This is a genomic window from Nitrobacter sp. JJSN (genome assembly GCF_051912485.1).
Taxonomy (GTDB): Bacteria; Pseudomonadota; Alphaproteobacteria; order Rhizobiales; family Xanthobacteraceae; genus Nitrobacter.
The window spans coordinates 2,088,489-2,105,609 of the sequence record NZ_CP196822.1 but is presented as its reverse complement, the minus strand read 5'-3'; the positions used below and the strand labels follow the sequence as shown (position 1 = coordinate 2,105,609).

Genomic DNA, 17,121 nt, shown 5'->3' with positions numbered 1-17,121 from the left:
AAAAATGCTCGTGCTGAGATGGCCATCGTTCCGGCGTCCGCTGGATGTCCTGTTTCTTGCGGCCTGCATCCTGCTGACGGCCGACGTTCTGGTCCCCGAGATCTGGGGGCACGGCAAAACAAAGGACTATCCGCTGTGGTTCTGGGCCGGTCAGCAAATCCTGCACGGCGGCGATCTGTATCCAAAAGGGTCGAATGAGGGCTTTGCCTTCCTTTACCCGCCGTTGTCGGCGATCCTGCTCGCCGTACCGAGCTATTTCGGAAAAATTCCGCTGTATCTCGGCCTATGCCTTCTCAACGCTGCCGCATGGTGGATGACGGCGCAACTCTCCAATGCCATGACCGCATCGGGGAGAAGCCCCGATCCCTGGCTTGAGGCCCTGCCAGGTATTGTGACGGTCGCCTTCGTCTTCGATATGTTCGATCTCGGCCAGCCCAATCTCGTCCTTCTTGTCATGATGCTGCTTGGCTTTTGGTGGCTGTGGCAAGGGCGCGGCTGGATATCGGGAAGCATGTTCGCGCTCGCCACCGCCATCAAGGTATTTCCCGTCGCCGTGCTGCCCTATCTGTTGTGGCGCCGCCAATGGACCAGCGCGATCAGCATGGTCGCGTTCCTGGGCATTTTCCTGTTTCTGGTGCCGGCTCCGATCCGCGGGTTCGAGCGCAATGTCTCCGAGCTGACCACATGGTATCGCGGCATGGTCGGATCGAACTCGGAGCAGGGGTTCGGACAGCGCGACGCCCAGAACTGGTCCTGGGTCAATCAGTCGATCATCGCCGTCACGCATCGGCTGGTTCGTCCGGTCAATTACAACCAGATCGACCCCGCCAAACCGGCGCAGTACATGAACATCGCCGATCTCGACTACAAGACCGCAAACGTCATCGTGCTGGCTGTCTTTGCCGCGATCGGGCTCGGCTTCATTGCGATCATTCCGGCGCGGGCGAAAATGACGCCGAGAACGATCGCCGAGGAAGTCGGAATTCTGTTCTGCCTGATGACGATCGCGTCGCCGCTGGCACGTCAGTATTACTTCGTGTGGCTGTTCTTTCCGTTGACGGTGCTGTTTCAGCGTGCCGCCTTCGATCCCCGGCCGAAGGCGCGGGCGATGTCCGGCGCGGCGCTCGGGTTATCATTTGCGCTGATGGCGCTGTCGCTGCCGTTTTTTCCGAAAATTTTTCAAGCTATCGGAAACAACCTTGCGGCGACGTTCGTTCTGATCGCCGCTTTGGCGTGGCACATTCGTCATCCATTACCGGCGAGCGATCCGCATTCGGTCGGGTCGCCAGCAAAAATCTGATGGATTGTCCGACCCGCAACTCAAGGGAAAACAGAATGTCCGGCACATCGCAATTGCAAATGGTCCTCGACCACATCGACGCCGATTTCGACAACAGCCTGGAGCGGCTGTTCGCGCTGCTGCGCATCAAATCGATCTCCGCCGATCCGGCATTCGCCGGCGATTGCAAGGCGGCGGCCGATCATCTCGCTGCCGATATTGCGACGCTGAAATTTACCACCGAGGTCCGCCCGACGGCGGGACATCCCGCGATCGTCGCCAAGAGCAACGGCAACACTGGGTCGCGGCCGCACGTCCTGTTCTATGGCCACTACGACGTGCAGCCGGTCGATCCGCTGAATTTGTGGCATCGCCCGCCATTCGAACCGGTGGTGACCAACCATGCGGACGGCCGCAAGATCATCGTTGCGCGTGGTGCGGAAGACGACAAGGGCCAGTTGATGACGTTCGTGGAAGCGTGCCGCGCCTGGATGTCGGTGGTGGGTTCGTTGCCGTTGGACGTGACGATCCTGATCGAGGGTGAGGAGGAGATCGGTTCGAAGAATTTCGGGCCGTTCCTCGAACAGAACAAGAAGGACCTTCCCGCGGACTTCGCCTTGGTCTGCGATACCGGCATGTGGGATCCCGACACACCGGCGATCACCACGTCGTTGCGCGGACTGGTCTATGAGGAAGTGGTCATCAAGGCCGCAAACCGCGACCTGCATTCCGGCCTGTTCGGCGGCGGCGCGCAAAATCCGATCCGGGTGCTGACCCGGATTCTCGGCGGCCTTCACGATGACAACGGCCGCATCACGCTTTCCGGCTTCTACGATGGCGTGAAGGAATTGCCGGACGACATCCGCGCCCAGTGGGCGAAGCTCGGTCTGACGCCGGACAGGTTTCTGAAGCCCATCGGACTCTCGATCCCCGCCGGCGAAAAGGATCGCCTTCTGATCGAGCAGGTCCTGTCGCGGCCGACTTGCGACATCAACGGGATCGTCGGCGGCTATACCGGTGAGGGCTCCAAAACTGTGATCCCGGCGCAGGCGTCGGCCAAGGTTTCGTTCCGCCTCGTCGAAGGTCAGGAGCCAGGAAAGATACGCGCCGCCTTCCGTACCTTTGTGAAGGAGCGCGTGCCGGCGGACTGCTCGGTCGAGTTTCTCGATCACGCCGGCGCGCCTGCGATTGCGCTCGACTGGAGCATGAAGCCGCTGGCCGCCGCTAAACAGGCGTTGACCGACGAATGGAACAAGGAGGCGCTGTTGATCGGCTGCGGTGCGTCGATTCCGATCGTCGCCGATTTCAAGAACACACTCGGTCTCGACACTGTGCTGGTCGGCTTCGGCTTGGAGGACGACAACATCCATTCGCCGAACGAGAAGTACGACCTGAAGAGTTTTCACAAGGGCATCCGGTCGTGGGCGCGGATTCTCGCGGCGCTACCGCGCTGAAACGACAGTGAACCGCTCAAATGAAAACGCCGCCCGGGATTGGGCGGCGTTTGGATTTAGGCGTGCAGAGGATGATGGCGCGAGCCTACACCAATTCTTTCCTCAGGCAAGTTCGAGCAAGTTGTGGCCTCGGCTTTTCGCGGCCGCCGGCCGGTCGAGCGCATGATCCGCCAACGTGTAAAAGGTCATGCGCATTCCCAATATTTTAGAGCACGATTGGACGCACTGGTCGCGCTCCAGGAATTGAACCATTCTGGCTGTTCGCTGTTGACTTTAGCGTTATTGTCTTGCCGGTAGTACTCGCTCGGGGGCGGAGTTTTCGAATGATTGTGCTTTTGGTCGTGGGGATCGGTGTGTTCTTGGCCGGTCTGGTGACGGCCGCCTTCGGAATGCCCGTCAAGGAGTTTTCCTTCGGCAATACCCTGATCTTGTCCGGCGCGGTCGTTTCCTGCACCGGCCTGATCATGATCAGCCTGGCGCTTGTTGTCCGCGAATTGCGGGTCGTGGCAGACCGGCTGCGTTCCGGAGTTATGGCGGCTGATCGCGGCGGCGATCTTCGCGTGCCGATTCTGCCGGGCAGGGGCATTGAGGACAGCCGCCCGCCGCTTTGGGATGCTGATCAAGCCGCGTCGAACGCAAGAAACGATCCGACGCCATCTGCCCCATCGCCACCCTGGCAAGGGGAAATGTCCACCCGCGAACGCGCCGCTGTTGGTGCCTTCCCGGACATCGCAGCAGCGGAGCCCCCGGCACTCTCTGATACGTCGAAACCGCGCCGCAATTTGCTGTTCGCGTCCTCCATGAGGAGAGAGCGCGAGGGTGCGATGGCAGAACGATCCGGTCCGGCCTTATCTCAGTCTGCGCCTGGGACACATGCTCCTGACCTCGGAGTGTCCCGGTCGGCATCGTTCGAAGATGGCTGGCCGCGGTCTGAGCGATCGCGCCCGGAGCAGGACCGTGCGCCTGCGGCTTCGTCTGCAGGGGCCCGAGCCGATCGGTTTTCCGGCCTCCATGGCCAGAGCGCGCCCGCGGTCACCGTGCTGAGGTCCGGTGTTGTCGACGGAATGGCCTATTCGCTCTATTCCGACGGTACGATCGAGGCGCAACTGGCGGAGGGCATGATGCGATTTGCGTCGATTGATCAACTGCGCGCCCATCTCGATCAGGGTCCCGACCGGTCTTCTCCGAAATAAATTCCGCCCACGCGCGCGTCGTTCTTGTCATGCCGACGGCAATCCGCTCATACTTGCCATGTCAAAGGCAGATTCTGATCGTTGGAGCATGATCCCAAAAACTGGAAACGGGTTTTCGGATAAGATCCTGCTCAATAGAAGGGATAAGGCCAGAGGCTGAATTCAACGTCGTTGAATCAAACTCGGGCTCGAGCGTATGGATGCTGCTTCACGATCCGGAAGATTGAGATCATGAGCGATACAGCAGGCAAGAGTTTTCTCGAACTCACGGCGGAGATCGTATCGGCCTATCTCAGCAATAACACGACGCCGGCATCGGAAATCCCGATGCTTATCAGCCAGGTGCACGCCGCCTTGACGCGCGTGTCTTCCGGCCGGGGCGAAATACCGGCAGAACCGGCCAAACCGGCTGTGTCCGTCAAGAAATCGATGACGGCCGACTACTTGATCTGCCTGGAGGACGGAAAGCGCTTCAAATCGCTCAAGCGCCATCTGCGGACGCAGTACAACATGAGCCCCGAGCAATATCGGGACAAATGGAAGCTTCCGGCGGACTACCCCATGGTGGCCCCGAACTACGCAGTAACGCGATCCCAACTGGCCAAAAACATGGGACTCGGCCAGCAGCGCCGGCGGCGAAAATAACGCCAACGGCTTTCGGGTATCCAGTATTAGGAATAATATCCGAAATCCGACTCCCGACGATTCTACCAAATCCTTATTATTTATATAAAACGCTATCCCCGGGATAGAAAGAGCCTCTAGGATATATGATTATATTCCTATAACGGGGCTTCTTTCATGCTTCTGACCTGTCCGTCCACACCACCCGCAACCACCCGGCGCTCGCCAATCTCGGCAAGGCGAATCTGTCACAGCATCGCCGGGCTGGCGGCCGCCGAATTCGGGCTCGATGCCGCGGCCGTGATGTCGTCCACCCGCGGCGCCCCGTGCGCCGCATACGCCAGGCAGGTCGCGATGTATCTGGCGCATGTCGGTTTTGCACTGAGTTTCGAGGCGATCGGCCGCGTCTTCGGCCGCGATCGTACCACGGTCTCCCATGCCTGCCGCGTGGTTGAAGACAGCCGCGATGACGCGAAACTGGACCGCCGGCTCGCGGTACTCGAGATCATGTGCGTGGCTTGCGGTGAACGCCTCGACGGAACGCCCGATGTCGGCGTCTGATCGCGGCGCCGGCAAATCGACACGTCGGCCGAAGAGCCGGCCGGCCGAAGTCGTCGATCGGTTTCGCGCGCAGCATCTCACGCTTGCCGAGCGCGAGATCATGACCGATGCGGGCGTGGCGACCGTGTTGGCCAACGACAGCGAGAGTCCTCTCGCCTGGCTGGCGCGCCGCAAGGGTCGCGACGGCCGCGCCATGATCAGCCGGGACCAGTTTGCTGCCGGCGAAAGGTTGCGCGCGGATTTTACGCGCGGAAATCTGACGCCGCGGGTGACCTCGAACTGGTCGGCACCGACCGGAGGACGGGGGTCTGGAGTAGGACCCTGTGAGATGACCGATCTGATCATCGCGTCCCGGCAGCGGGTGCGGCTGGCGCTGCAGGCGTGCGGGCCGGAGTTTTCCGGTCTGCTGATGGATGTCTGCTGCTTTCTGCGCGGGCTCGAAGACGTCGAACGCGAACGCGGCTGGCCCCCGCGATCGGCAAAGGTCGTGCTGCAACTCGCGCTCGACAGGCTTGCCCGGCACTACGGCCTGGCGAGCGCGCACGTGCGGACGTGGCTCGCGAACGATGCAACTTTCACGAGCGGGTAGGTGTCAGAGCATGATTCCGAAAAGTGGAAGCCGGTTTTCGGATAAGATCATGCTCAATCAAACAGAGCATGATTCCGAAAAGTGGAAGCCGGTTTTCGGATAGGATCATGCTCGATCAAATAGAGCTATGATCCTGCAAAGTGGAAACGAGGTGAGGTCGCTTACGCCGCGTCGGCCAGCGCCTCCCGCGCATCCCTGCGAATACGCTCGACCATGGCGCGCAGCCCATTGGACCGCTGCGGCGTGAGGTGCTCACGAAAGCCGAGTTCATTAAAGAGGGCGATCGCGTCAGTATCGAGAATGGCCTGCGGCTTCCGGCCGGAATAAAGCGTCAGCAGGATCGCGATAAGGCCGCGCACGATATGTGCGTCGCTGTCGCCGACATAAGTCAGCACGGGTTCGTTGTCGGCGTCGCGGGTGGCCGTGAGCGATAGCCAGACCTGACTGGTACAGCCCTGCACCTTGTTGGCTGAGGAATGCTCGGCCTCGCTCATTGGTTCAAGGGTCCGTCCGAGTTCTATGACGTACCGATACCGGTCGTCCCACTCTTCCAGGAGCTCAAAGTTCTCCGTGATCTCGTCGATCGTCATCCTGGCCCGTATGTCCGTATGCGTGGTGTCCGACGTCTATATAGGGCCCCGAGCGGGTAAAATCGATACAGACGCGGCGATCCTCGCGGAAATTGTTCCGCAAACTAGTTGGCCGGGACGGTGGTTGGAACCGTGAGGTGCCATTCCGCCTGCAAATCATCCGGCGTCAGCGTGTCGTGCTGCGTATTGTCGGAAGCTGCGGCTTCGGCGGACGCGATGGGGCCGATCGATCCCGTATGATCGGGAGCGCGCTTGTCGGTGATGATCCGGTACAGCTTCCTCGCGCCGTCCTGCGCCCGCTGTCCGATCGCGACCGCGGCCTGGCCGCCGACCTCGCAGGCCGCCGGTTGACGCTTGCAGAATTGACTCATGTCCGACACGGCTGCCGTCGCGGCCGATACGGCCTCTGAAGCACCGATCTGAGGACTTTTGTCCGCCGCAGGCGCGTTGTCCCTTGGCAGCAGCACGAGCACGAGCCCGAGCCAGAAGGCCATGCGAAGCAGGAAAAACATATCGCGTCCCTATGCGTCTTTTTTTCGCCACGTTGCGTTAAATTCCGCAATCTGTCCCTTCCATATCAGGCGGTCCTTAAATCCCGGGTATGTCCGCCGCCCTTCAGCCGAAGAAAATCATGCGAGCGGCGGGGGAATTCGATTCGGCGTAAATTTTCGATTGATATGGTGTCCGCGACTGTCCGGGCGCCGGCGTCACCGTCATTTTCTCGAGATCATCCGCACCGGTGATGGAAACCTTGCGTTCACCATTCGCGCCGAATGCAGTCGCCGTCGGGCGGGAAAACGACATCCGTGCGCGTTGTTTCGTCACGGACCGCACTGCCTTAGCGTTCGCTTAAGTTCACTCTGACACGTTGTGCCAACGAAAACGGAGGCGTTTCCGGCACGTCTGATACGACGTAAGCTGAAGCGCAAGCGACGTGACCGCATTGACCATCATACAGGACTGCCTCGACGCACTGTTGCATCCGTCGGCGCGATACGATGCGTTGATGCGGGCGCGTCATCGCGCGTTCATGGGGCCGCGTCTCCTGGGAAGTCTCGTCGCGCTTGCGGCGTTTCCGCTCTATCTCGCGATCCGCGGCGCGCCGACGGCGCTGGAGGTGGCGGCTTTCGCCTGGCTCGTTGTTCCGATTCTGCTGTCCTATTTCCTGTCGCGGACCGGCCGCTACGAAGGTGCGCATGTGCTGTCGTCGATCGCGCTCGCCGGTCTCGTCATGATGATCGCGATTGCGACTGGCGGGATCGGATCGTTCGCGGCCGTCTGGCTTGTCGTTATCCCACTGGAGGCGACACTGTCAGCGTCCCGCCGCGTCATCGCGTTTGCCGCGATACTGGCGGTATCATGCGTGCTCGCGTTGATCGCGATGAACTACCTTGATGTTTTGCCGCCGCCCGACGTCGGCGCAGCGGCCTACAACATCTTCATGGCCTCCGGCATTGCTTCCGCAACGCTTTACGCCGCAGGAGTGGCGTTCGGCGCCGAAGCGCTTGCGCGTACCGGCACCTCGCTGCTGAATGTCGAGGAAGACCGCTATCGCCTGCTGACTCGGAACATGTGCGACGTGATTTCGCGCCACAGGCGCAATGGCGCCGTGCAGTTCATTTCGCCAGCTGCAGAAGCCCTGCTTGGCGTGCCGGTGTCGGAACTGCAGGACCATGGCCTGTTCGATCGGGTCCACGTGGCCGATCGCCCGGCTTATCTCACCGCGCTCGCGGCGGCCGCGCTTGGCAACGACTCGCAAAGCGTCGAATTCAGGCTCAGGCGCGATGTCGCGCGTGATCCGCAGGGAGAGCCGCGCCATTCGGCGGACTTCATATGGGTGGAAATGCGTTGCCGGCCGCTTGAGCTGGCCTCTGCCGCCGGTGCGTCCGCCGAACCCGAAGTTGTCGCTGTGATGCGGGACTTCACCGACCGGAAGCATCAGGAACACGCGCTGGATCTGGCGCGTACCGCGGCGGAACGCGCCGATGCCGCCAAGACCCGGTTTCTCGCGACCATGAGTCATGAGCTGCGAACGCCGCTCAATGCCATCATCGGCTTTTCGGAGATGATCGTTCAGGAGGATGCTCTGCTGCTCGATGCGGCGCGACGCAAGGAGTATGCCCAGCTCATCAACGATTCCGGCCAGCATCTGTTGTCGGTGGTCAACAGCATTCTCGACATGTCGAAAATGGAATCCGGAAACTTCGAGATCTTGCCCGAGCCGTTCGCGCCGCGCGAGGTGTTGCTCAACAGCAGCAACCTGCTCGCGCTCAAGGCCCGCGACAACGGTATCGAACTCGTCACGCGCGTTCCGGAGGATTTGCCAGAGATCACCGGCGATCCGCGCGCGTTCCGGCAGATCGTTTTGAATCTGGTTTCGAATGCCGTCAAGTTCACGGAACGCGGCGGCCGGGTCACGATCTCGGCGCGTGTCGAAGGATCGCGCATGGTGCTGCGCGTAATGGATAACGGCGTCGGCATCACGCAGGAAGACCTCAAGCGGGTCGGCGATCCCTTCTTCCAGGCTGGAAAAACCTATCAGCGGCGCCATGAAGGGACTGGACTCGGGTTGTCGATCGTCAAGAGTCTTGTTGCGTTGCACCGGGGCGAGATTGATGTGCAGAGCAAGGTAGAGGAGGGGACCACGGTGACCGTCATGTTGCCGCTGACATTCGTCTCTGACGTCGAGCCGTTAACGGACAATATCGCGACGCTGACACCGGCACCGCGCCCCGGGAAGCAGGATCAAGGTCATCGGGTGAAGAAGAGTGCCTAGAAAAGCTGTTGGAGAGGGTGTGCGGCCACGCCGTCGGAGCGCGACTGCCGGGAAAAGCGAAGTTGATGAGGAGCGCGGTTTTGCCATGCGCATCCTGCTGCGCAGCCCGAAAGATCTGCTTGCGGGATTACTCGCTTTTGCCGCCGTCGGCGCGATCGTCGCCAACGCCATGTTTATGCAGGCCGGCCATCATCCGTCGCCGATGTTTGGATCGATGCCGCTGAACGTGCCGCAGGCCAATCTGCTGCCGCGACCCCGTCCGGTCGAGGCGGATACGGCCGAAGTCAAGCGGGCAGAACCACGCGCGAGTGAGACGAAGGCGGTGGAGATAAAGCCCGACGATTCTGTCGCCAGTGTCGCCAGGCCAACCGTGCCGCCGCACGCGCAAAGCCTGCGTCCGCCGGCACCAATCCCAGCGTCCGCGCATAACGATCCCGTCGCCGACCTTATCAACGCGACGCGCCGTGTCGCCGCAGTCCAGCGGACGTTGACCGAATACGGCTATGGCCAGTTGAAGCCGACAGGAACAGTCGGGACCGACACCCAGGCCGCGATCCGGAAATTCGAGCTGGCCCGACGAATGCCCGCAACCGGGCAAATGTCGGATCGCCTTGTGCGTGAACTCGCCGCGATGACCGGACGGCCGATCAATTAGCTAAGCAATTTCGTCATTCCCCGATGCGCAATTGCGCATCTGTGATCGCCGCTACGCGGCGTCCGGAATGACAATGGAGAGCTTTCGACACCATGCTGTTTGTCGAGCGTTACTGCACCCCGTAACTTGCCATCCGGATGCCGCCGAAAACCCCGAGGCCCGGCGCAAGGAATCCAGTCGGATTCTGGTAGCGGACGTCAAAGAGGTTATCGACCCGTGCGAACACCTTGACCTGGTCGTTGATGGCGTAGTCGCCCCGCAAATTCACCAGCGTATAGCCGGGCGCGACAATTCCGGAGGCTGAGCCATCGCGCGTGACGTCAATCCAGTTGCTGACGTGGAGCACGGTCGCCGACAATGTCAATTGATCGACGGGGAGCCATGTGGCGGTAGCGCTCCATTTTTCCTTGGGCCGGCGAAGCAGTTGCAGGCCGGTGCCGGCATCGACGGCACGGGTGAAGGTGTAATCCGCACGGAGGCCGAAACGCTCCGTGATCTTTGCCGAGACAAACGTTTCGGTGCCTTCCGTTGTCGCACGGTCGACGTTCACCAATGACGTAAACGTATCGTTGTAGTCGATCAGATTGGTGAGGTCGTTATGGAAGTAGGTCGAGCCGAACCGCACGCGATCGTTGAACAGAGGCTGCTCGAAACCGGCGTCGTAGCCGGTGCTCTCTTCGGGTTTCAGGTTGGGGTTGGCGAAGAAGCCGAAAGCCGGGTAGTCTTGGTACAACTGGCTTAACGACGGCGCCTTGAATCCGGTGCCGTAACTCGCCTTCAGTTTTGTCTCCGTCACGGGAAGAATAACCGCTGGCGCAATCCGGTAGGTCGCATGCTCGCCGAACCGGTCGTTGGAATCGTCGCGGATATTCGCAACCAGGAAAAAGCGTTCCGCGAAAGCTGATTGCAGCTCGATGAATCCGGCCTTGTTGCCGTTCTGAGCCGCCAGATCGACGGTGTCTATGCGATCGGTCTGTTGCTCGGCGCCGACGATAAGTTTGTTATCGCGCACGATCTCGGCCACAGCGTGCCAATCGAACTTGAGGCGTTCGCCCGTGGTGGTCGTCGCAACCGGATCCCCCGGGCCTATGTCGTAGGCTCTGGTGTTGGTGTAATTAACGCCGAAGTAGTTCTTGATGCGTCCGTCGAACAGCGACCATACAGCCTCTTCGCGGTTGAATAGCTGCTGGACGCCGTGCGTGCTCTGCGCGGCATTGGGGAAGCTTGGAAAACCGCTATCCCCGGTAAACAGCAGCGTCGCGTCTGTATAGCGAACCACCGAATTGACGGACAGATTGTCATTGAGATCGACGCCGAGCTTGGTCGAATAGGTCATATTGTCATAATTATTCCCGATCGCTTTTCGCCCCGGCGGGAGGAGTTCCTGCGGGGTAACGGGAATGTCTCCGGCATGGAGATGAGCGACATTGGCCGCGTAATTGAAGTTCTTTTCGGAGCCGCTCAATCCGAGCGTCTGGTTGAAGGTGCTGAACGAGCCAGCCTCGATAGAGGCCGTGGCGCGTGGCGGACCTTCTCCCTTCTTCGTGATGATGGAGATGACGCCGCCAATCGCGTCGGATCCGTAAAGTCCGCTCTGCGGTCCCCGCAGAATTTCCATCTGCTGGATGTCCGCCGCAAGAAGATGCGCGTAGTCGAATGCGCCATTCGCGTTGCCGGGATCGCCGATGTCGATCCCGTCGACGAGTACTTTGGTGTGGTTGGCGTTCGTGCCGCGCATGAAAACCGACGTCTGAGCGCCTGGTCCACCGGCTTGGATGACATTCAAACCGGGGACCGTGTTCAGGATATCCGGAACGGTGCGGTATTGCTGGGTCTGAATATCCTTCTCGGTGATGACGGTAACGGAGCTTGCCAACTGGCCAGCGGGCGTCACGACTCCCGTCGGGCTGACCACCGCCAAAGCTGCCGTGCCCGGAACCTGGGTGACGGGGGTTTGTCGAGCAGCGGAGTGGGTCGCACGGCGCGATCGCGAAACCGCGCGGTGAGACGGCGGCGGCGATTCTGTCGTTCTTTCAGGCGGGGGCGCGATCTGGATTGGCGGTAGCAGGTCGGGAGACGCGGATTGCTGGGCGAGGGACGGCGTATTCAGGCCGATCGATCCCATGGACGCGAGGACGGTGGAGGCAAGAAGGCTTCTGCGATAAAGCCCGGACACGAAGGCGGCAGACATGAGGAAACCTCGGCATGACGTCGGTGGCACGTCACAGCGAACGAGGTTTCACAGGAGCCCAAGGGCACCGGTGAAGCGGATGTCTGTAGTCCCCGACTGACATCTTCGCGTGTGACCACGGCTGACGGCAGGTCTCCTGGCTCGCGGGTCGTTACCTTGCGTCGCCTTCCCGGGGCCGAGATTTCCCAGTGGCCTGTGACGCAGATTCGCCGCTTACAGTTGCGGGGGCAGCCGTGGCGTTGGGATGATTCCGCACCACGTTCCCTTTTGATCTCCCGAGGGAGAACCGTCGCCGATCATTTAGAAGTGTGTCAAAGCCGTGTCAATTGACGGCGCGATTGGGTCCCGCCTTTTCGTACTTGCGGTGCAACACTCGCCGCGTTCCTTTTCAACGAAGCGAATTCTGATCTCGCATTCTTCAGACCATCTCGCCTCGCGCCGCGGCGGCAGCGCTGCGGATCGCGTCCATGTTCGCTTTGTAGGACTCCATCGTGCCGCCCTTGAACACCGCCGAGCCCGCCACGAAAGCATTGGCGCCGGCGGCGCCGAGCGCGCCCGCGACGTCGGGTGCAACGCCGCCGTCCACCTCAATGTCGATCGGCCGCCCGGCGATCATCGCACGCAGATCCCGGACCTTGCCCACCGCCGAGGAGATGAACTTCTGGCCGCCGAATCCGGGATTGACCGACATCACCAGCACGAGATCGACCATATCGAGCACGTATTCGATAGTGGAGAGCGGTGTCGCGGGATTGAGCGTAACGCCGGCTTTCTTGCCGAGATTGCGAATGGCCTGCAGCGAGCGATGCAGATGCGCTCCCGCTTCGACATGAACCGTGATGTGGTCGCAACCGGCCTTGGCGAAGGCCTCGAGATATGGGTCGCAGGGCGAGATCATCAGATGGGCATCGAAGATCTTCTTCGTGTGCGGCCGCATCGCCTTGATGACATCGGGGCCATAGGAGATGTTCGGCACGAAATGGCCGTCCATCACGTCGAGGTGGATCCAGTCGGCGCCCGCCTGATCGACGGCGCGAACCTCCTCGCCCAGCTTCGAGAAGTCCGAGGCCAGGATCGACGGTGCGATGACGAGAGGACGCGGCACAAAAGTCTGAGACATGAACGTTTCCGGAAATTCCTGCGGGGCTTGAGAGAGCCTCGCCTAACATGGGCTGCGGCCGGGGGCAATGCGCGGCATTCGCCTGATCTGGGGATGGGCTTCGGGACGCAGGCACGGCAAGTTCTGCCGCGGGCGGCACGTTCTGCCCCGCTTTCTCCGGGGCGTTGCGCTGAAACTCCATATTCTATCGGTAGTCCCATGGTGGCACGGCGTTTGCTCGAATGATTTCCGAACCGGATTTACGCCGCGCGCGGCACGTATCGGAGTATGGCCATGCTGTTTGCCCTGGGTGCCGTGTCGTCGGCGATCGATGCATTTCAATCGCTGACGTCATCGACCGCTTCGCAGGTCAAGACCGGGGTCAGCCAGTCCGCAACGGCGTCATTCGAACCGACCAGCGGGGCCGCAAGCCCAACGGTGGCCGGGACCTCGTCGGGCTCAGGGTCCGGAACCTGCATTTCGCCGGCCACCATGAGCGCGCTGCTGGCGGCGCAGGGACAGTCGTCGGGCGCGCCGACTACCAGCCCCTCCAGTGCGCTGCAGGATTTGTTCTCGCAGATCGATGGCAACGGCGACGGCCAGATCAGCAAATCCGAATTCGAGAGCGCGCTTGGCGCCGGCGGCACCAATCTGGCGCAGGCCGACGACGTGTTCGGCAAGCTGGATACGAGTGGCGACGGTTCGGTAAGCCTCGACGAGATGACGTCGGCCCTGAAAGGCGCAGGCAATCATGGACACGGTCATGGCCACCACCATCATGTCGGGAGTTCAGATGGCTCCAGCAGCGCGGACGGATCGAGCGGTGCCGGCGGAGAGGCGAGTTCCGATTCACTGCTGTCGGCGCTCGACTCGTCGACCTCGATCACCAACAGCGACGGATCGGTAACCACCACGACCGCGCTTGCGGACGGAACCCAGGTGACGCTGACTTCGCCGCCGTCCTCGTCGACGTCAGGCGCAGCATCATCGTCCTACAATCTCATGCAGCAGGCGATCCAGCGCGAAGCCCAGGCGATCTCCGCGTCAGCTACTCAATCGCTCTCGGTGAGCGTCTAGCTGACGGCCGAGCCGTCATTCCTGAATCGTGTAGTTGCACATCTGAGGCTCGCACCTCAGGTCGGCAATTACCGACCGACGGTACGCCCCGGAATGACATTATCTGACATATCCGTAGCGGTCGTGATTGCCGGCGGTAATCTTGGGTTCGCCGGATCCGTATCATTGCTCGGCGGACGCCGATTTTCATGATCCGATAACCATACAACACAAGTAATCGCTTCCTATGCAAAGTATTGCGAGGGCGCGTATGTATCTACCACAAGTATTCCTGCTCGCCGGTTGCGTCGGTCTTTTTAGCTCCCACGCATCCGCCGAAGACGACTTCACCGCGTCGTTCCGCCTGCGCGGCGGCTTCGATTCCAATCCGCAGTTTTCGTCCGGGCAGGGCGGCGGCAGTGCGTTCATCGCCACCGACACCGCGTTGGCGGCGGGAATGAAAGCAGACGGCTACACTCTGGGTGTCGCGGCGGAAGCCAATACGACGCACTACGCGCAGCCGCTGTTGACGCCCGCTCTCGGTGGCAAGGTGATCTTGCGCGGTTCGATCGGTGACGACGATCTCAAGCTGGACTCCACATCGACCATTGCCGACACCAGCACCTACAATCTGCGCTCGACCGACCTGATCCAGTCGGTCAGGGCCGAAGCCCGATACGGCTCGATCAAGCTGTTCGGAACCGCGGAGGGAGGCCGGTCGAGCCTGAACCAGACCAACGCGATTTTTCAGGACTTTCTTCCCGATCCGCAGCAGTACTTGCGGGGCACGCTGATCCCTGGCGTCAGTCTCGTCCACGGCAAGTCCGAGCTCGGCGTGTCCGTGAACCTGTCGGTGCGGCACTATCTGCAGGAATTCGACGTGTTCGGCTATCGCCGCGACAACGAGAGGGTGCAGCCCTTTCTGTTTGCAAAATATGGCGGCGACGCCGTGACCGCATTTGTCTCCGTATCGCGATTATACGGGACGTGGCACGATCCAGATTTCACGAACGTCGATCGAACGCTGTTCGATGCAAGTTTAACCTGGAGCGCAGCGCCTTTTCGAATCGATCTGACCGCGTGGCGCCGCGCGGGCGAAACCACGTTTCCAATCTCGCCGATCACCATCGACACTGCATATTCCGCGAAGGTCTCCTGGAGCGCCGAGCCAAAAGTGACGCTGGCGGCTTCGGTCGGCTATGCGGCATCCGATTATCTGGACTCGCCGTTCCGTGCGCGGACGCTGACCTGCGGTGTCGGTGCGAGCCGCGACATTGGCGACGACCTGACGCTCGGCCTCGATATAGCCTATGCAAAGGGCTCACTGATCTCCGGCGACGATGTGAGTGGGCTTGTGGTCATGTCGTCGGTCGCAAAGCGTTTTTCCGCGAGACCGCCGCAGTTGGAAAAGGGCTTCGGCGTGTGAACCAACTACGGGTGCGGACGAGGTTGCCCCCGCCCGCCTTCCACCGACGTTTCAGTGGCAGCCGCAGCCGCCGCCGAGCAGCCCGCCCAGCACATTGCTGCGGCCGAGCACCGCGCCGAGCACACCGTTTTTGCCGGTGGTGACCGCGGTGTTGACGACCAGCGCACCATGCCCATCGAGCAGCCCGATTACGCCGCCGCGGCCGGTCAGCACGTTCGCTCCGATGCCGATGCCATGGCCCTTGGCAAAAGCCGGCGCGCCGATGAACGCGCTGGCAACCACGGCGAGAACGAGAATCTTCTTCATGACGTTTCTCCACTGTTGACGTGCGCGACAGCGCGCACCGGGAAACCATCAGCCGGGTCAAATCATTGTCTCAAGTTATACTGCAAACTAACCTTAAATAACATGGGAATATCAAGTATATATCCGTATTTATACTGAAATAGGTACCTTGTATATAAGTAAAAATCCGGCGGGCCGCCGCAAAACCGCGACCGGGCGCCGCCCTCCGAGCGTGGAAAATCCTTAGCGTGCGAACCGATCCTTCCAGGCTGGCAGTGCATCCCGGAATGGCAGCGCGGTAGCCTCATAGACACCGCGTGCGATCGCGCGAGCCACTGTGTTGGCTGCGATCATGCCGAGTTCGGTCAGTCCAACGAGCGGATCGATCGGCCTAGCGCCGGTGGCAGCAGCGAATACGACATCGCCGTCTAGCGGAGCGTGCACCGGATAGATCGCCCGCGCGAAGCCGGTTTGCGCGATGATCGCGAGCCGTCTGGCTTGCGGTTTGGTGAGTATGGCATCGGTGACGACGACGGCGAGCGTGGTGTTTTCGCCGGCGGTTGTCGCCGGGGCGCCCTTCAATCGCATCGTCAGCATGTCCGGCGTGAACGACGGTGGCAGTCCGCGTCCGCCATATTCGCCCCCGGATTCAAATGGCGCGGCCCAGAACCAGGGGCCATCGCCGACGGTGACGCTGCCGACCGCATTGACCACCGCAAGCGCCGACACCCGCACACCATCTGGCGTCGCGGCCGAAGCCGAGCCTAGACCGCCCTTCAAATTGGCGGTGGTGGCGCCGAGCCCGGCACCGGCGTTGCCGAGTGCAAAATTGTCTCCGGCTGCCGCTGCCGCGGCGTAGCCGAGATCGCGATAGGGCGCGAACCGGCCCCACCGCTTGTCGCCGCCGTTCAGGAGATCGAACACGACGGCGCCGGGCACGATGGGGACAACGGCATCTCGGATCGCGAAGCCGCGCCCCTGTTCCGCCAGCCAGGCCTGAATGCCGCCGCCGGCCTCGATTCCGAAAGCAGAGCCGCCTGACAGCGCCAGCGCGTCGATCCGCTCCACCGTGTTGATCGGGTCGAGCAGGGCGCTGTCGCGCGTGCCCGGCCCGCCGCCACGCACGTCCATTGCTGCGACCGCCGGGGAGTCGAAAATTACCGCCGTGACGCCGGAGGCGAGCGCTGAATCACCGGCGTGGCCGACACGGAGGCCCGGAATGTCGGTGAGCAGGTTCTTCATGGTTCGGCCTCGTAGGCTAGTATCCCGAATCCAAAGTTCGCCTCACTGCGCGGCGCCCTCGGTAGCGAACTTCTGAACCACCACACCAGGTGCCGGCGACC

The 17,121-nt window shown here is 61.4% G+C and carries 16 protein-coding genes and 1 riboswitch; of the genes, 10 read left to right on the top strand and 6 right to left on the bottom strand.

Features of this window, described 5'->3' with window-relative positions:
- Positions 1–4 precede the first annotated feature (4 nt).
- From ACSZOQ_RS10525 to ACSZOQ_RS10500, 6 genes are all read left to right on the top strand, one after another.
- Complete coding sequence (locus ACSZOQ_RS10525; RefSeq protein WP_439922491.1) at positions 5–1,300, top strand: glycosyltransferase family 87 protein; 1,296 nt, start codon at positions 5–7, stop codon at positions 1,298–1,300.
- Positions 1,301–1,335: 35 nt separating this feature from the next.
- Positions 1,336–2,733, top strand: coding sequence for a M20/M25/M40 family metallo-hydrolase (locus tag ACSZOQ_RS10520; protein ID WP_439922490.1), 1,398 nt, complete (start codon positions 1,336–1,338; stop codon positions 2,731–2,733).
- A 323-nt stretch (positions 2,734–3,056) separates the two neighbouring features.
- Positions 3,057–3,926, top strand: a complete 870-nt coding sequence (locus ACSZOQ_RS10515) for a hypothetical protein (protein ID WP_439922489.1) — start codon at positions 3,057–3,059, stop codon at positions 3,924–3,926.
- 231 nt (positions 3,927–4,157) lie between these two features.
- The gene (locus ACSZOQ_RS10510) at positions 4,158–4,571 is read left to right on the top strand and encodes a MucR family transcriptional regulator (RefSeq protein ID WP_439922488.1); all 414 of its coding nucleotides are present in this window, start codon (positions 4,158–4,160) and stop codon (positions 4,569–4,571) included.
- A 156-nt stretch (positions 4,572–4,727) separates the two neighbouring features.
- Positions 4,728–5,111 carry a helix-turn-helix domain-containing protein gene (locus ACSZOQ_RS10505; protein WP_439922487.1) on the top strand — a complete coding sequence of 128 codons (384 nt, stop codon included), beginning with the start codon at positions 4,728–4,730 and terminating at the stop codon, positions 5,109–5,111.
- Positions 5,098–5,700 carry a DUF6456 domain-containing protein gene (locus ACSZOQ_RS10500; RefSeq protein WP_439922486.1) on the top strand — a complete coding sequence of 201 codons (603 nt, stop codon included), beginning with the start codon at positions 5,098–5,100 and terminating at the stop codon, positions 5,698–5,700. Before ACSZOQ_RS10505 ends, ACSZOQ_RS10500 begins: the two co-directional genes overlap by 14 nt.
- Positions 5,701–5,861: 161 nt before the next feature.
- On the opposite strand, the gene ACSZOQ_RS10495 is transcribed toward ACSZOQ_RS10500, so the two are convergent.
- Positions 5,862–6,290 carry a SufE family protein gene (locus ACSZOQ_RS10495; protein WP_439922485.1) on the bottom strand — a complete coding sequence of 143 codons (429 nt, stop codon included), beginning with the start codon at positions 6,288–6,290 and terminating at the stop codon, positions 5,862–5,864.
- Positions 6,291–6,394: 104 nt separating this feature from the next.
- Positions 6,395–6,802 carry a DUF5330 domain-containing protein gene (locus ACSZOQ_RS10490; protein WP_439922484.1) on the bottom strand — a complete coding sequence of 136 codons (408 nt, stop codon included), beginning with the start codon at positions 6,800–6,802 and terminating at the stop codon, positions 6,395–6,397.
- 431 nt (positions 6,803–7,233) lie between these two features.
- On the opposite strand from ACSZOQ_RS10490, the gene ACSZOQ_RS10485 reads away from it, so the two are divergent.
- Both ACSZOQ_RS10485 and ACSZOQ_RS10480 read left to right on the top strand, forming a co-directional pair.
- A complete protein-coding gene (locus ACSZOQ_RS10485; RefSeq protein ID WP_439926008.1) occupies positions 7,234–9,066 on the top strand; it encodes an ATP-binding protein in 1,833 nt (610 codons plus the stop codon).
- On the top strand, positions 9,059–9,721 hold the full coding sequence (locus ACSZOQ_RS10480) for a peptidoglycan-binding domain-containing protein (protein ID WP_439922483.1): 663 nt from the start codon (positions 9,059–9,061) through the stop codon (positions 9,719–9,721). The genes ACSZOQ_RS10485 and ACSZOQ_RS10480 overlap by 8 nt, the downstream gene beginning before the upstream one ends.
- 109 nt (positions 9,722–9,830) lie before the next feature.
- Here ACSZOQ_RS10480 and ACSZOQ_RS10475 read toward each other — a convergent pair whose 3' ends face one another.
- Complete coding sequence (locus ACSZOQ_RS10475) at positions 9,831–11,912, bottom strand: TonB-dependent receptor plug domain-containing protein (protein ID WP_439922482.1); 2,082 nt, start codon at positions 11,910–11,912, stop codon at positions 9,831–9,833.
- A gap of 109 nt (positions 11,913–12,021) precedes the next feature.
- Positions 12,022–12,218: riboswitch (cobalamin riboswitch) on the bottom strand.
- Positions 12,219–12,330: 112 nt separating this feature from the next.
- Positions 12,331–13,032: a ribulose-phosphate 3-epimerase gene (gene rpe / locus ACSZOQ_RS10470; protein WP_439922481.1), complete on the bottom strand. Its 702-nt coding sequence runs from the start codon at positions 13,030–13,032 to the stop codon at positions 12,331–12,333.
- 273 nt (positions 13,033–13,305) lie between these two features.
- On the opposite strand from rpe, the gene ACSZOQ_RS10465 reads away from it, so the two are divergent.
- Both ACSZOQ_RS10465 and ACSZOQ_RS10460 read left to right on the top strand, forming a co-directional pair.
- Positions 13,306–14,088 carry an EF-hand domain-containing protein gene (locus ACSZOQ_RS10465; RefSeq protein ID WP_439922480.1) on the top strand — a complete coding sequence of 261 codons (783 nt, stop codon included), beginning with the start codon at positions 13,306–13,308 and terminating at the stop codon, positions 14,086–14,088.
- Positions 14,089–14,338: 250 nt separating this feature from the next.
- Positions 14,339–15,493, top strand: a complete 1,155-nt coding sequence (locus ACSZOQ_RS10460; protein ID WP_439922479.1) for an outer membrane beta-barrel protein — start codon at positions 14,339–14,341, stop codon at positions 15,491–15,493.
- A 51-nt stretch (positions 15,494–15,544) separates the two neighbouring features.
- Here ACSZOQ_RS10460 and ACSZOQ_RS10455 read toward each other — a convergent pair whose 3' ends face one another.
- Both ACSZOQ_RS10455 and ACSZOQ_RS10450 read right to left on the bottom strand, forming a co-directional pair.
- Positions 15,545–15,799 (bottom strand): hypothetical protein, encoded by a 255-nt coding sequence (locus tag ACSZOQ_RS10455; protein WP_439922478.1) that lies wholly within the window; start codon positions 15,797–15,799, stop codon positions 15,545–15,547.
- Positions 15,800–16,021: 222 nt separating this feature from the next.
- The gene (locus ACSZOQ_RS10450) at positions 16,022–17,020 is read right to left on the bottom strand and encodes a P1 family peptidase (protein ID WP_439922477.1); all 999 of its coding nucleotides are present in this window, start codon (positions 17,018–17,020) and stop codon (positions 16,022–16,024) included.
- Between the last annotated feature and the right edge of the window lie 101 nt (positions 17,021–17,121).

Excerpts from the sequence above, each read along its gene's own strand:
- ACSZOQ_RS10525 (WP_439922491.1), top strand. The coding sequence starts at position 5 with ATGCTCGTGCTGAGATGGCCATCGTTCCGGCGTCCGCTGGATGTCCTG.
- ACSZOQ_RS10520 (WP_439922490.1), top strand. The coding sequence starts at position 1,336 with ATGTCCGGCACATCGCAATTGCAAATGGTCCTCGACCACATCGACGCC.
- ACSZOQ_RS10515 (WP_439922489.1), top strand. The coding sequence starts at position 3,057 with ATGATTGTGCTTTTGGTCGTGGGGATCGGTGTGTTCTTGGCCGGTCTG.
- ACSZOQ_RS10510 (WP_439922488.1), top strand. The coding sequence starts at position 4,158 with ATGAGCGATACAGCAGGCAAGAGTTTTCTCGAACTCACGGCGGAGATC.
- ACSZOQ_RS10505 (WP_439922487.1), top strand. The coding sequence starts at position 4,728 with ATGCTTCTGACCTGTCCGTCCACACCACCCGCAACCACCCGGCGCTCG.
- ACSZOQ_RS10500 (WP_439922486.1), top strand. The coding sequence starts at position 5,098 with ATGTCGGCGTCTGATCGCGGCGCCGGCAAATCGACACGTCGGCCGAAG.
- ACSZOQ_RS10495 (WP_439922485.1), bottom strand. The coding sequence starts at position 6,290 with ATGACGATCGACGAGATCACGGAGAACTTTGAGCTCCTGGAAGAGTGG.
- ACSZOQ_RS10490 (WP_439922484.1), bottom strand. The coding sequence starts at position 6,802 with ATGTTTTTCCTGCTTCGCATGGCCTTCTGGCTCGGGCTCGTGCTCGTG.
- ACSZOQ_RS10475 (WP_439922482.1), bottom strand. The coding sequence starts at position 11,912 with ATGTCTGCCGCCTTCGTGTCCGGGCTTTATCGCAGAAGCCTTCTTGCC.
- rpe (WP_439922481.1), bottom strand. The coding sequence starts at position 13,032 with ATGTCTCAGACTTTTGTGCCGCGTCCTCTCGTCATCGCACCGTCGATC.
- ACSZOQ_RS10465 (WP_439922480.1), top strand. The coding sequence starts at position 13,306 with ATGCTGTTTGCCCTGGGTGCCGTGTCGTCGGCGATCGATGCATTTCAA.
- ACSZOQ_RS10460 (WP_439922479.1), top strand. The coding sequence starts at position 14,339 with ATGTATCTACCACAAGTATTCCTGCTCGCCGGTTGCGTCGGTCTTTTT.
- ACSZOQ_RS10455 (WP_439922478.1), bottom strand. The coding sequence starts at position 15,799 with ATGAAGAAGATTCTCGTTCTCGCCGTGGTTGCCAGCGCGTTCATCGGC.
- ACSZOQ_RS10450 (WP_439922477.1), bottom strand. The coding sequence starts at position 17,020 with ATGAAGAACCTGCTCACCGACATTCCGGGCCTCCGTGTCGGCCACGCC.